The sequence below is a fragment of the Arthrobacter sp. TMN-49 genome (assembly GCF_054511095.1).
Map to the genome: position 1 here is coordinate 68,282 of NZ_JBTNDH010000012.1, position 13,515 is coordinate 81,796.

Here is a 13,515-nt window from a genome sequence, read left to right on the forward strand (position 1 = left end):
GTATTCCTAGGTGGCAGGCTTGGCGGAGAATGCTCTCCAACTAAGCCCGCGAGGAAAAGTGTCTTACTTTTCGGTTGCAGCTTCAGCAGCAGCTTCGACCGGAGCCTCAACAGCAGCGTCAACCGGAGCCTCAACAACGGCTTCGGCCGGAGCTTCAACAGCGGCTTCGGCCGGGGCTTCAACAGCCTTGTCGCCTTCGAGGAGCTCGCGCTCCCACTCAGCCAACGGCTCGGCCGGTGCTTCTTCGTTGCCGGTTGCCTTGTTGTTGCGGGCGATCAAGCCTTCTGCAACAGCATCGGCGATGACGCGGGTCAACAGTGCAACGGAGCGGATGGCGTCGTCGTTGCCCGGGATCGGGAAATCAACTTCGTCAGGGTTGCAGTTGGAGTCCAAGATGGCCACAACGGGGATCTTGAGCTTGTGCGCCTCGTCGATGGCGAGGTGCTCCTTCGGGGTGTCAACAATCCAGAGCAAGGACGGAGCCTTGGTCAGGTTGCGGATACCACCGAGGTTGGTCTGCAGCTTGGTCAGTTCACGCTTGAGGAGCAGGAGCTCCTTCTTGGTGTGACCGGAGGATGCAACATCCTCGAAGTTGATCTCTTCGAGTTCCTTCATGCGCGAGATGCGCTTGGAAACCGTCTGGAAGTTGGTGAGCATACCGCCCAACCAACGCTGGTTCACGTAGGGCTGGCCAACGCGAGTAGCCTGCTCGGCAATTGCTTCCTGAGCCTGCTTCTTGGTACCAACGAACAGTACGGTGCCGCCGTGTGCAACGGTGGCCTTGACGAACTCGTAGGCACGGTCAATGAAAGACAGTGACTGCTGCAAGTCGATGATGTAGATGCCGTTGCGCTCCGTGAGGATGAATCGCTTCATCTTCGGGTTCCAACGACGGGTCTGGTGTCCAAAGTGGACGCCGCTGTCAAGCAGCTGGCGCATAGTTACGACGGGCATGCCGGCGCTCCTTCTTGTAATTTTACGGTTGTTTAGCTTGCTGGCCCGGACGAGGAAACCCGTCTGGGCGCTGCTCCTAGCACCCATCGTGCATTCCATAAACCGCCGTGAGGCGGACCGTATGGGCACAATCCGTTAGCAGGATCCAAGATCACTCTTGAGATACCTCGTCAGGGTGGGGTGCGCGTAGTCAGTGCACAAACAGCACACTGCTCCTTCAATGTTACTACAGTGCGGTCACTATCCCTGACCACATTTAGTCCTCAACAGCCCACCCGGAGCGGCGATTTATCCACACTGTGAGGTCAGGCGCCCTCGGCCACGTTTCCGGGGGTCCACGCTTGAGAGATGGGCAACATCGTTGAGGGTGTCAGGAAGCTGATTCTGGGCGTTTCGCTCCTTGCCCTGGCCGTGCTGGTGCCTGGTTCTGGCCCTGTGGACTCCTCCAGTTCGGCGTCCCAGACCACTTCGCGGTCGACGGCGGACACTCCCCTGCCTGCCTCGCTCGCCTGGGGTTGGCCGCTGGCAGGAACCCCGCAGCTGGCACATGCCTTTGATCCGCCTGCTCAACCGTGGCTCAGTGGCCATCGCGGCGTCGACCTGGTGGCGCCACAGGGCGCTGTTGTGTTGGCACCCACCGCCGGCGTGGTGATCTTCTCCGGCGTCGTGGTCAACAGGCCAGTGCTGACCATTGCCGTTGACAATGGTTTGCGGTTGAGTTTTGAACCCGTCGCCTCGCCGTTAAACGTTGGCGACTCCGTGTCCCGCGGCCAACAGGTGGGCGTCCTGAAGGGGCCAACCCATTGTGACGGGGCGCCTGCTCCTGCGAACAGTTGCCTGCACTGGGGCGTGCGGCGCGGGGAGGAATACCTCGATCCCCTGCAGTTCATTTTTGACTTGCGTCCCTCAGTGCTCCTCCCCCTCCTGAACTGACCCGCAGAAAACGCCGAAAATTCGCGGTTTTAGCGCGAATTTCGGCGTTTTCTGCGGGTCAGTTTCTAAGCGTCTTGACGAGGGAGGGCGTGGGGATCAGACGATCGCGGAGATGCCTGTGATGGCTCGCCCCGTCACCAAGGTGTTGATCTCGTAGGTGCCCTCATAGGAGTAGATAGCTTCGGCGTCGGCGAAGATCTTGGCCATCTCATAGTCGGTGACAATGCCGTTGCCGCCGAAGAGGCTCCGGCCCATGGCCACTGTTTCACGCATGCGTGCCGTGGTGAAAGCCTTGGCAAGCGCCGACTGCTCGTCCTTGGCCTGGCCCAGATCTTCCAGTTGCGACAAGCGGACCATCATCCCTGTGGAGGCAACGGTGTTGCCGAGCATCTTCACCAGCTGGTCTTGGACCATTTGGAAGGAGGCGATGGGGCGGCCAAACTGCTGGCGTTCAACGGCGTAGCGACGGGCCACATCAAAGGCAGCCATCTGCTGGCCCACAGCCTGCCACGCGACGGCAAGACGGGTGACCTTGAGGACCTTGTTGGTGTCGCGGAAGCTATTTCCCCCGGCCAGCTTGAACTCGTGCGGAACCACCACATTTTCCAAGGTGATGTCGGCGTTTTGCACCGTGCGCAGGGCCGTCTTGTTTTCAATCTTTGTGGCGCCGTAGCCGGGCAGGGTGGTGTCGATCATGAAGGCCTTGACCTGGTTGTCCGCAACGTCGCGGGCGTAAATGACCACCCAGTCCGAAAACGTTGCGTTGCCGATCCAACGCTTGGCACCGTTGAGGATCCAGTTGTCGCCGTCGCGCACCGCCGTGGTGCGAGTGCCGCCGGCAACATCCGAGCCACCCAGGGGTTCGGTCAGGCCAAAGGCGCCAATCTTCTTCATGGCATAAATATCCGGCAGCCAGGCAGCCTTTTGCTCCTCGGACGCCAGGGCCTCGATGGAGCCGGTGAACAGGCCGTCATGAACGCCCATGAACGTGGCGATCGAGGCATCAGCCCGGGTGAACTCGGCGTGGCTCAGCCCGGCAAAGAGGCTTGAATATCCTTGGCGGTGAACCGGGCTCATGATGTCCAGCTCCGCCAACTTGGGAATGATCTCCATGGGGAACTCACCACGGTTCCAGCAATCCGTGGCAATCGGCTTGATTTCTTTATCCAGGAAGTCGCGAAGCTCCTGCAGACGCTCGCGTTCCTTCGCGGAGAGCAGCTGCTCGAATCCGTAAAAGTCCCCATCGGCGTAGGGAAGGTTGTTTAGGTCAACAGCAGCCTTGGACACGGGTATTCCTTTACTTGTTCTGATCTGTGAATAGTCAACCGTTCGGCCCAGCACCAAACTTGTTACTCACCAGTAACATACCGCATTCACGTGACGCGGGCAACACTTGTCGAGGTAGCCGGTCCGCGCCCAGGTAGCCGGTTAGCGTCGAGGTTGCCGCTCCCCCACACACCGTTTCGCCGAGGTAGCCGCAGCTCCCACAGCGGGGGCTAGGTGGCTAGGGTTTGGGGGTTCGGGACTAATGGCCACCGGCGAGTCGGGCGTTAAAGCTAAATACCCCCGGAGTCACTGAGATTCCGGGGGTATTGCAGGTAGGGCCACTCGGACTTGAACCGAGGACCTTAGGATTATGAGTCCTGCGCTCTAACCAGCTGAGCTATGGCCCCATGCAAGGTGCCTCTCCTTCGAAAAATGAATTACGAAGGGAAAAGCACTCTCACAATACTAGTGGGTATTGAGCTAAATCGCGTGATCCTCGTAGCTTCCGCCGCGATATATGTCTTCAAAGGTGTCGAGAGTCTTCTTCAAACCGTGACGGGCCACCATGGCATGGCTGGCAGCACCCATTGCTGCCCTGTCCTCGGGAGCCAGACTCATGATGGTGGTGATCTTCTGGGCCAGGTCGTCACTGTCATTTGGCGTGAACAGGTAGCCGTTGACGCCGTCTTCCACTAGGTGCGGCAACGCCATGGCGTTTGCCAGCACCACAGGTGTTGAGGCGCTCATGGCCTCCAATGTCACCAACGACTGCAACTCGGCGGTGCCTGGCATGACGAACAGATCGGCCCTGAGGTAGACGTCGCGCAATTCCTCGTCGCTGATCAGTCCGGTAAACGTGACCCGCGTGGACAAACCCAACTTCTCGGCCTGCGCCCGCAACGCGCTCTTGACCTCACCGCCACCAACAACCACCAGGTGAAGATTCAGCTCAGCAGGTGACTTGGCTATCGCATCGATGAGGACGTCAATGTGCTTTTCCTCGGCAAGGCGCCCAACGAATGCCACTGTGGGGTAAGGGTTCCGAGGCATTGTTTCGCCTTCGGACAGTTCATAGTTTCCGGATTCGATGCCGTTGGAGAGCGGCAGAACTTTACGCAGGAACGCGTGCTCGTGCATGGCCTTGGCAGCCAACGGCGTAGGTGTGGTGACAACATCGGCACGGCTCATGACCTTACCCATGTCTCGCCAGGAGACACGGCCAACAATGTCCTTGAACCACTGCGGAAACGGCAGGAACGGGTTCAGATTCTCGGGCATGAAGTGGTTGGTCGCAACAATTCGGATGCCCCGACGCTTGGCCTCGTAGATCACGTGCTCGCCGACCATGTAGTGGCTTTGAACGTGCACCACATCAGGTTCTATAGCATCAAAGAGCGCAACAATGTCCTTCTTGATCTCCCACGGAAGGCAAACTCTGAAGTATTCGTGAGTGGGAACGGGCCGCGACCGCAGACGATGAACCGTAGCTTCCGGGCGTTGTTCGGTGAACATGGGGCCGCCGTCTGGGCGGCACGCCATCACGTGAACCTCATGGCCCCTGGCGCTCATGCCCGTGGCCAACCGGAATCCAAACTGCGCTGCGCCATTGATATGAGGCGGGTATGTGTCTGCAGCGATCAAAATGGTCAGCGGTTTTAGCGAGCTTTCACTCGGGGTGGATGTCACGGATATAACTCCTGATGGCTTCTTGGATAGCCCGAAGGCTGACACTTTACTTACGTTGTTCCTTTTTTGCAGCTGCACGCTGCTTCACCACGTCAGGGTGGTGCCGGGACAACGCGATCACCCCCACGATAGCAAGTATCGCCGCCCCGGCCATTGCAATTGCCACCACGGGGGGCACATCGTCACGAAGCTCACCTAAAATGGTGATGCCGATGGCAATACCCACAATGGGATCAATCACTGTCAGGCCGGCAATCACCAAATCCGGAGGTCCGCTCGCATAGGCGCTCTGGACAAACCAGCTGCCCAAGATGCCAGCGGCCGCAATGGCGATCACCGAATACCACTGCACATTCAGCAGAAACAACCCGTTGGGGTCAAAGATCTGCTTGGAAATAATTCGTGTCAGCACGGCGACAAAGCCGAACAACACCCCTGAGCCAAAGATATAGAAAAAGGCCTTCAAGCGGTGTTTGAACAGCACCAGGGCCCCGCCAAAAAGAATGATGACCACTGCCAGTAACAGCACCACCGTCAGTTCCTGGGTGACGTTAACGTGGGTGTTCTCGGCCACCACGCTGACGGCCATCAAGACGAATAAGGCGCTGCCGGCCACACAGCAGGTGATGGCCACAACGGTGGCTCGGTTGAGCCTGATGCCCTGATCCCGTGAATTCACGATGGTGGTGATCACCAGGGCAATGGCCCCAATGGGCTGGACCACGGTCAAGGTACCCAGCGTCAGGGCCACAACGTTCAAGGCCATACCAACACCGAGCAGCACCAGTCCGAGCACCCACCGCGGGTTTTTCAGAAGACGCAGGAAGCTGGCGCCGCCGAGGGCGAGCCCGCCGGTGTTGTTCTGCACGGCACTGCCTTGGCGTTGCGCGCCGAAGGCGAGGAAGAACGCACCGGCCACTGCGCAGATCACGGCAAGCCACATCATGGGCGGCCCTGGACGGGTTTGCCGGGCAGGTGGATTTCGCGGTGTTTGGCCAGAACCGCGATCAAGTACTGAGTGAAGGCGACCACGTGCATCACCATTCCTGCGCCAAGGAACACCCAAGCCAGAACGAAGGTGAAGTCTGAATCCAGCGCCTTGGCCAGCAACAGCATGGGTGTCCCGATCATCAGCGCAGCTGTGCGTGTCTTGCCCAGCATGGTGACCTTTAGATCAGCATCGCCCCGGAAGAAGTACAGCGTAACGCTCAGCAGTACGACGTCGGGAATCACCAACAGCAGTAACAGCCACAACGGCAGGATGCTGGCAAGAACCAAGGTGATGCTGACGGCTACCAGCGCCACCCTGTCAGCCAGGGGATCCATGACACGGCCAAGTTGTGAGGTCTGGTTCAGTTTCCGGGCCACAAACCCATCAATCCAGTCGGTGCAACCCATGAGGGCGAGAACGAAAACGCCCCAGCCATACTCCTGGCGGGCCAGGACCAGCCACACAAACAATGGCGTCCCCAAAAACCTGACGACCGTGATGATATTGGGAATGGTGACGATGGCATTCGAGTTCTCCGCCTTGGCACTGGAACTAGCGGACATCTTTAGTCACCTCCCCGGGTGATATGTGACTCGGGCCGTACAACCGGCGCCGGCAATGGAAGAGAACAATTGTGCGGCCAGGTTATTTCTTTATCAACTTTCGCAGCAACAGTACGCAGGCCCCGGTAGACACGGCGAGAACAACTAAGGGTTTCCAGCGTTCTTTTACCTTTTCCACTGCATGGCCGGCCGCACCGGCTGCTGCCTGATTCATGGCATCTTTGGCCTTGCCCTTGGCATTGTCCATCAAGTAGCTGGCCTGCTTCTTCACATCCGCCTGATCCACGAGTTCCTCGCGCAGGCTCAGCAAGTGGGCGCGTCGGGCCGAAGTGCGTTCCATGAGCTCAGTTTCGTTGGCCTTGGGGCCTTGCTCGGCCTCCTTGGCTGCTCGTTCCGCCCTGGCCTTCGCTGCGGCGGCGTCGGACTCTGCCTTGAGCGCCTTCTTTTCTTCCTTTGTCAGGGGCTCAGGATCAAGGGTTGCGGGGTCAAAGTCGCGCCCCTCCTTGGCAATCCCGAGGTCGTGGCGAATTCCACGCCATGCCTGCTCAGGCAACAACGGCAGCAAGGACTTGACCTTCAGGTAACCGATGAGTGAGCCGAGTCCGACTATGAGCAGGAAGGTGGCACTGACAAGCAACGCCGACAGCCACAACGGCATGATGGTGGCCAGGCCGGCGATGGCAGCCACCACCAGGGCAATACCCAAGAGGGTGGTGAAAACCAGTACAAGGCCGGCCGCAACAGCCACACCGCCGAGTCTGGCCTTCTTCTGTCCCAGTTCCAGCTTGGCCAACGCGATTTCATCGTTGATCTGACGCGGTACCAGCCTGGAGGTTGTTTTGAGCGCTTCGATCAGGGAAGATTCTTGCGCCTTAGGGCCTTCATCTACCGCGATATGCACGTCCTTTTGCACATCCGTCACTGAAACCGCCTCCGTTGTGTGAGTTTTTGCGGCCCATGGAAGGCCGACGCAAACCCGAAGTCTTTGTACCACCCCCAGAAGGAAACGGTACCGTAATGTCAAAATTACCACCCATCATGCGCCATCCGTTCCCCAAACTGCCCACGCACCCCGCGTCATGGCAAAGAACACTGTGAGGAGATTGGTTCCGAGGCTAACAAAGCACCCAGCAGCTTCGTGATTCCGCGCGGCCAAAAGCACTACCATAAGTCAGGAGGCTCTCCAGATCGGCAGCAGCCCCGTAGTCGCGCGCACATCACAGCAATAAAGGATTCCAGCCTTGACCATCACAGCTCATCCAGGCGATGCCCTGTCCCGCCGACAAAAACTCAGCTATGTTCTGGTTTTAGGTCTGCTGACGGCGCTGGGTCCGTTCACCATTGACCTGTACCTGCCGGCGTTCCCCATTATTGGGCACGAGCTGGGTGTCAGCGCCGCCGCCGTGCAGCTGACCTTGACGGCGACAACCATTGGGTTCGCCGCCGGACAGTTGGTGGTGGGGCCCTTCAGCGACAAGTTTGGCCGCAGGATGCCACTGATCTTGGCAACCGTGTTGCATGTGGGTGCGTCTGTGGGTGCCGCCATGTCCACCGACATCACCATACTGGGCGTGTTCCGGGTGCTTCAGGGTATTGGCGCGGCAGGCGGAGGTGTGGTGGCGATGGCCATGATCCGGGACCTCTTTGGCGGCTACCGTTTGGTCAGGATGCTCTCCTACATGTCATTGGTCAACGGCATGGCACCGATTTTGGCCCCCGTCATCGGTTCCCAGTTGTTAAGGGTCATGGATTGGCCGGGCATTTTCTGGTTCCTGGCCGGCTACGGCACCTTGGTGGTCATTGCCGCGTTCGTGTTCATCATTGAGACGTTGCCGCCTTCGAAGCGCCAGTCCGACGGCGTGAGCGTCGCCGACAGGTACAGGGCAGTGTTCAGCGACAGGATATTTGTTGGCACGCTCTTTGTGGGCGGGCTGAACTTTGCCGCGTTGTTCACCTATCTCTCGGCCTCCACCTTCTTATTCCAGAACACTTTCGGCTTCACCCCGCAACAATATGGGTACTTGTTTGCCGTGAATTCCCTGGGCGTGGTGGGCGGAGTGCAGATAGCTGCACGGATCATGCGCCACACAGGGCCGCAATGGGTCATCGCAGGGGCCACGGTGACTCAGGTTGCCGCTGCTGCCGCCATGGTGATCTGCGACCAGCTTGGCCTGGGATTGTGGGGCGTCATGATCCCGCTCTGGTTCTTTATCTGCGCCACCGGTTTCATGTTCCCCTCCGTCCAGGTCATGGGCCTGGCCCGTAACGGCAGGCAGGCCGGCACGGCAGCCTCCCTGCTGGGCGCGGCGACCTTTGGTTTCGCCGGACTGGTCACACCCCTGGTGGGCTTGGTGGGTGTGGCAGCAACCAGCATGGCCACCATCATGGGCGTCAGCAGTTTGCTGGCCATGGCTGCGCTGTGGTTCATTGTGCGGCCTCACACTGTGCCGAAAATTTAGCGACTGACCGGCAACGGTAAATCCTCCACGAGCTGCTTCACATCAGTCAACTCATCCCACCGCACCAAGCCGGTCACACTGCGCCCACGATCAAACGTCTCCAAACCCGGAGCCACACCAGCTTCAATCAAGTCAGCAAGCTCATGACCCTCACCCTGAATCGCCACCAACCCGTCCTCCCGATAGACAACGAGCCCAAACTCAAACCCCCGCCACCAGCCCGTCGTCAAAACACGCACGTACTGCTCAATTTCCTCGGCAGGAACCATCCGGCGAAATGTCGTCTTGCCGGAACGCTCGTTCCAAGAACCCTGATTGACCAACCAACCCGGAGGGACTGGACCGGAAGCACGGTATCGGACCCACACTTCATTGCCCTTCAAGTAGGTGTCGTAGAACTCGCCGTTCAACCTGACATAGCTCCCAGAGGACAGCATCCCGTTGGGGAGAACGTCGCACACTTCCAACACATCAGGGTCCGGTGCGCCCATCTGAGCCGGACTCAGCGGCGGCACTAGACGTAATTTAGCCAATCAAACTCAACACCCTTCTCCGCTCGCTGCACTTTGCGTGGTCGCCTCGGACGATGCCGTTCCAGCTGAAACCATCCGCCTTTAGGTAAGGACCATGCAGAGCTCGACGCCGGTTGTTCGGTTCGGCACTTAAGGCGTGGAGCTGCGCAGTTCCTCCGGCGACGGCGTCCTAGCAGTTGACTTCTACTCCGAGGTCACCAGTTCCTGAGCGAAACATTCCGGCAAATGCTCCGGATTGCGTGGGAAATGTACCGATCCACCGCATACTCACTCGGACCTGGCGCACCCATCTGCCAGACAGGTTCCTGATCGAAATTGTAAGTCGTCTCCCAACCATTACCCTCAGGAGTCGTGCATGAACCCGGCCGACGCCAAGAACAAAAAGGCCCCGGCACGTCAAGGACTTCCTTGATGTGACGGGGCTGAAAGCTCCTCTGACTGGACTTGAACCAGTAACCCTTCGATTAACAGTCGAATGCTCTGCCAATTGAGCTACAGAGGAATGAAGCAGATTAGATCCTAGCAGAAATACTCAGTTTAAATCAAAACCAACCATTTTTGCTTGCGCAACCAAATTCTTGTCTCCGGCCTCACAACAAGACCGGAGACAAAGAATGTCTTGGCTCCTCTGACTGGACTTGAACCAGTAACCCTTCGATTAACAGTCGAATGCTCTGCCAATTGAGCTACAGAGGATCGCGCAGGAACAACAATAACAAAGCCCGGGCAGGATGTGAAATCGAGCGTTTCTTCAGGCCCTAGCCGTCCCCGCGCAGCTGTCTGCGGGCAGTTTCCAGCTCCATCAGCTCGCGCTGCAGGAGCTGGTAGCTCTCGGGGTCAAGCGACGGATCCATGCGCTGCAAAGCACCCAACCGCTCCTCCTTGAGCCGGGTGATCTGCAGTTCAAAGAGTCTGCGCAAAATATCGCGGCAGTACCGCATCAGGGTGTCTTCTCGCGTTGCGGGCAAGGGGCTCAGCGCCAACTCGGCCACCAAGGATTCCAACTCCGGCGGAACATGTGAGCGCACGGCCGCCAACCACTGGGCTGACGCCACCTCGGACTCCCCCGCCGAGGCAATCCCGTGTTGCACAGCCTTGTACGCCGCAATCACGAACTCCGTGGCCGCAAAATGCTGCCAGTTCCCTGCCGTCAATAGCCCGGGATGCTGCAAGACCACCTCCAGCGCTTCCCGCTCCATGCGCCCCTGCGGGTCACGTGGATCTGGGCGCTCCACGGCAGGTTTGGCATCTGCAGTGTGCGACAACTCTGCCTGGCCGGGGGAAAACTGTGCCTCTCCCCCGCGGCCTGCCGATCCGCGCTGCTGCCCGACGTCGGAACGCCCCTGCTGCGCGTGGAGTTGCCCCTGTGTGTGGGCTGGCCCCTTGGCGTCCGGCTGGCTGTGGGCGCGACGCTCGGCACCCTTGACCGCCCGCAACACCTCATTGGGGTCGGCCATGCCCAGCCAGCCGGCCAGCTCCTGGCTGTACCCCATTCGGGTGGAGCCGTCACGGATGGCTGCCACGACGGGGGCCGATTCACGCAGGCCGCTCACCCGGCCCTCCACGGTGCTCAAATCAAACTTGGCCAGCGTGGTGCGGATGGCAAACTCAAACAAGGGCCTGCGTGAGCGGATCAAAGCATGAACGGCTTCGTCCCCCTTGCGCTGGCGAAGTTCGCAGGGGTCGGCTCCGCTTGGCTCCACCGCCACGAACGTCTGGGCCACAAAGCGTTGGTCCTCGTCAAAGGCCTTCAACGCCGCCTTCTGGCCGGCAGCGTCACCGTCGAAGGTAAACACCACCTCCCCGCCCGTGCCGTCGTCGGAGAGCAGGCGCCTGGCGACCTTGATATGGTCGGCACCAAACGCCGTTCCACAGGTGGCCACGGCCGTGTCCACGCCGGCCAGATGGCACGCCATCACGTCGGTGTAGCCCTCCACCACCACCAATTGGCGCTTGGTGGCGATGCTCTTCTTGGCAAGGTCAATCCCGTACAGCACCTGGGACTTCTTGTAGAGGCTGGTTTCCGGGGTGTTGAGATATTTAGGGCCCTGATCATCGTCAAAGAGCTTGCGGGCACCAAAACCCACCGTGTCACCGGCAATGTCGCGGATAGGCCAGATCAGCCTGCCGCGGAAACGGTCATAAATGCCGCGGTTTCCCTCGGAAAACATGCCTGTCAGCTTCAGTTCTTCCTGGGTGAAGCCCTTGGCTGAGAGGTGCTTGAGCAGGGCATCCCAGCCTTGTGGGGCAAAGCCAACGCCAAATCGTTGCGCGGCCTCGCGGTCAAAGCCGCGCTCGGACAAGAACTGGCGGCCCGCCGCGGCGGCCGGTGTGAGCAGCTGCTCCCGGAAGAATTCTCCGGCGATCTTGTGCGCGTCAAGGAGCCGCTGGCGCCTGCCCACATCCTCGCGGCGCGGCCCCGTGCCACCGTCCTCATAGCGCAGCTCGTAGCCGATGCGGCCAGCCAATTTCTCCACCGCTTCGGAAAAGGAAATGTGATCCATCTTTTGAATGAAGGAAATCACATCGCCGCTCTCCTGGCAGCCAAAACAATGGAAATATCCCATTTGCGGGCGCACATGAAATGACGGGCTGCGCTCATCGTGAAAGGGGCACAATCCCTTATATGAGCCAATTCCGGCGGATTTTAGTGTGACGTAGGCGTCAACAATTTCCTTGAGGTCGGTGCGTGTGCGCACCTCATCAATGTCTTCTCGTTTAATTAGCCCAGCCACACCGTCAGTTTACGTGAGCGGCGGCCAAGGCCATACCTACAACAGTGTGCGCTCGGTCCCTACTAGCCGCTCGTGCAACGCCAGCGCCGATACATCCGTTAGTGAGGCAACCTGGTCGATAACCACCCGAAGCCGGGCATCGTCGTCGTCCGCGTCCCGCCAATCGGCGGCGAACATGGTCTCCAGGTGGGCGTCGCCTGTCGCGTTGAGCACTGCCACCAGCTCGCTGAGCACATCCTGTTGGCGCTGGTAGATGGGCTGGCGGTGGTCGGTGGTCATGACGAAAGTGGTGGCCAGGCCCTTCATGACAGCGATTTCCAGCGCCGTCTGGTGCGGCACCACCACGTCGGCTGCGTATCGGGCCAAACGGTGCGTCCCGTAGATGGCTTGGGTGGCGCCCACCGCGCTCTGGCAGAAGCGGCCAATCAGCTGACTCGTCATGTCCTTCAGGGCCGCCATGGACGCGCGGCTGCCGTCGGCGTGGCGCACCCACACATCCGTGGCCTCGAGCCGATGCAGCGCGGCGTCGATCTCGGCTGTGTCCACTGTGGGCAAATACCATTGCTGCGTGTAGCCCAGAACCCTGTTGCGCTGGTCCTGGTTGGCCAGCCACTTCAGCTGCACATGGCCGGCCACAATGGCGTCTTCAACATCATGAACCGAGTAGGAGATGTCATCGGATAGGTCCATGACCTGGGCCTCAATGCAGCTCTTGCCTTCCGGCGCACCGGCACGCAACCAGGCGAAGACCGGAAGATCGTCGGCGTAGGCACCAAACTTGCTGGTCCGCAGACCGTCGATCAGGGGCGCGTCCGCAGCAAGCCACGGATACTTGGACGCCGCGTCAAGGGAGGCCCGGCTCAGGTTTAGACCGGCCGAGCCGCCGGTGGAGGTGAGCACCTTTGACTCCAGTCGCGTCAACAGCCGCAGCGTCTGGGCGTTGCCTTCGAAACCGCCAATGGTGTGGGAAAGATCGTTCAGCACGGATTCGCCGTTGTGCCCAAAAGGCGGGTGGCCAAGGTCGTGCGCCAGGCAGGCAGTGTCAACGACGTCGGGGTCGCAGCCCAGGACGCGGCCAAGCTCGCGGCCAATCTGTGCCACTTCCAGGCTGTGGGTGAGCCGGGTGCGCACAAAGTCGTCAGTATCGGGGGCAACCACCTGCGTCTTCGCGCCGAGGCGGCGCAGCGCCGACGAATGCAGCACCCGTGCCCTGTCTCGCTCAAACACAGTGCGGAAACTGGTCTTCTGCGCTTCCTGCACCCACCGTTGTTGATCATGGGGCAAGTACACTGGCTGCAAATCGGAGGACATATCCCTAAGTTTAGGGCCAACGCCGCGGTGCTCGGGGACGTTGTGCACAGGCTGGTGGGCCCGGCCCGCCGCGAGTGTCAGAAA

General features: G+C 59.8%; 11 protein-coding genes and 3 tRNA genes. 2 read left to right on the forward strand and 12 right to left on the reverse strand.

What is annotated here, in order from left to right:
- Positions 1-63: 63 nt before the first annotated feature.
- Positions 64-954, reverse strand: a complete 891-nt coding sequence (rpsB, locus tag ACX80E_RS07450) for a 30S ribosomal protein S2 (protein WP_459301284.1) — start codon at positions 952-954, stop codon at positions 64-66.
- Between the two features lie 348 nt (positions 955-1,302).
- On the opposite strand from rpsB, the gene ACX80E_RS07455 reads away from it, so the two are divergent.
- Positions 1,303-1,887, forward strand: a complete 585-nt coding sequence (locus tag ACX80E_RS07455) for a M23 family metallopeptidase (RefSeq protein WP_459301285.1) — start codon at positions 1,303-1,305, stop codon at positions 1,885-1,887.
- 96 nt (positions 1,888-1,983) lie between these two features.
- Here the strand turns inward: ACX80E_RS07455 and ACX80E_RS07460 are convergent, their stop codons facing one another.
- The 6 genes from ACX80E_RS07460 to ACX80E_RS07485 form a co-directional block, all read right to left on the reverse strand.
- The gene (locus ACX80E_RS07460; protein ID WP_459301286.1) at positions 1,984-3,174 is read right to left on the reverse strand and encodes an acyl-CoA dehydrogenase family protein; all 1,191 of its coding nucleotides are present in this window, start codon (positions 3,172-3,174) and stop codon (positions 1,984-1,986) included.
- A gap of 312 nt (positions 3,175-3,486) precedes the next feature.
- Positions 3,487-3,560 (reverse strand) — tRNA-Ile (locus ACX80E_RS07465).
- A gap of 73 nt (positions 3,561-3,633) precedes the next feature.
- On the reverse strand, positions 3,634-4,839 hold the full coding sequence (locus ACX80E_RS07470; RefSeq protein WP_459301287.1) for a glycosyltransferase: 1,206 nt from the start codon (positions 4,837-4,839) through the stop codon (positions 3,634-3,636).
- Between the two features lie 46 nt (positions 4,840-4,885).
- Entirely contained in the window at positions 4,886-5,785 is a 900-nt protein-coding gene (locus ACX80E_RS07475) for a DMT family transporter (RefSeq protein ID WP_459301288.1), read from the reverse strand.
- Entirely contained in the window at positions 5,782-6,393 is a 612-nt protein-coding gene (locus ACX80E_RS07480; protein WP_459301289.1) for a CDP-alcohol phosphatidyltransferase family protein, read from the reverse strand. The genes ACX80E_RS07475 and ACX80E_RS07480 overlap by 4 nt, the downstream gene beginning before the upstream one ends.
- Positions 6,394-6,475: 82 nt before the next feature.
- Positions 6,476-7,315 carry a phage holin family protein gene (locus tag ACX80E_RS07485; RefSeq protein ID WP_459301290.1) on the reverse strand — a complete coding sequence of 280 codons (840 nt, stop codon included), beginning with the start codon at positions 7,313-7,315 and terminating at the stop codon, positions 6,476-6,478.
- A gap of 319 nt (positions 7,316-7,634) precedes the next feature.
- Between ACX80E_RS07485 and ACX80E_RS07490 the strand changes: the two genes are divergently transcribed.
- The gene (locus tag ACX80E_RS07490; protein WP_459301291.1) at positions 7,635-8,852 is read left to right on the forward strand and encodes a multidrug effflux MFS transporter; all 1,218 of its coding nucleotides are present in this window, start codon (positions 7,635-7,637) and stop codon (positions 8,850-8,852) included.
- Here ACX80E_RS07490 and ACX80E_RS07495 read toward each other — a convergent pair.
- The 5 genes from ACX80E_RS07495 to ACX80E_RS07515 form a co-directional block, all read right to left on the reverse strand.
- Positions 8,849-9,367 (reverse strand): hypothetical protein, encoded by a 519-nt coding sequence (locus ACX80E_RS07495; RefSeq protein ID WP_459301292.1) that lies wholly within the window; start codon positions 9,365-9,367, stop codon positions 8,849-8,851. The genes ACX80E_RS07490 and ACX80E_RS07495 overlap by 4 nt on opposite strands.
- A 447-nt stretch (positions 9,368-9,814) precedes the next feature.
- Positions 9,815-9,887 (reverse strand) — tRNA-Asn (locus ACX80E_RS07500).
- A 118-nt stretch (positions 9,888-10,005) separates the two neighbouring features.
- Positions 10,006-10,081 (reverse strand) — tRNA-Asn (locus tag ACX80E_RS07505).
- Positions 10,082-10,143: 62 nt separating this feature from the next.
- Positions 10,144-12,120: a DNA primase gene (dnaG, locus tag ACX80E_RS07510; protein ID WP_459301293.1), complete on the reverse strand. Its 1,977-nt coding sequence runs from the start codon at positions 12,118-12,120 to the stop codon at positions 10,144-10,146.
- A gap of 36 nt (positions 12,121-12,156) precedes the next feature.
- Positions 12,157-13,431 (reverse strand): deoxyguanosinetriphosphate triphosphohydrolase, encoded by a 1,275-nt coding sequence (locus tag ACX80E_RS07515; protein ID WP_459301294.1) that lies wholly within the window; start codon positions 13,429-13,431, stop codon positions 12,157-12,159.
- Positions 13,432-13,515: the final 84 nt, after the last annotated feature.

Bases quoted from the DNA above. Each gene is read 5' to 3' on its own strand.
- rpsB (WP_459301284.1), bottom strand. From the start codon at position 954: ATGCCCGTCGTAACTATGCGCCAGCTGCTTGACAGCGGCGTCCACTTT.
- ACX80E_RS07455 (WP_459301285.1), top strand. From the start codon at position 1,303: ATGGGCAACATCGTTGAGGGTGTCAGGAAGCTGATTCTGGGCGTTTCG.
- ACX80E_RS07475 (WP_459301288.1), bottom strand. From the start codon at position 5,785: ATGATGTGGCTTGCCGTGATCTGCGCAGTGGCCGGTGCGTTCTTCCTC.
- ACX80E_RS07480 (WP_459301289.1), bottom strand. From the start codon at position 6,393: ATGTCCGCTAGTTCCAGTGCCAAGGCGGAGAACTCGAATGCCATCGTC.
- ACX80E_RS07515 (WP_459301294.1), bottom strand. From the start codon at position 13,431: ATGTCCTCCGATTTGCAGCCAGTGTACTTGCCCCATGATCAACAACGG.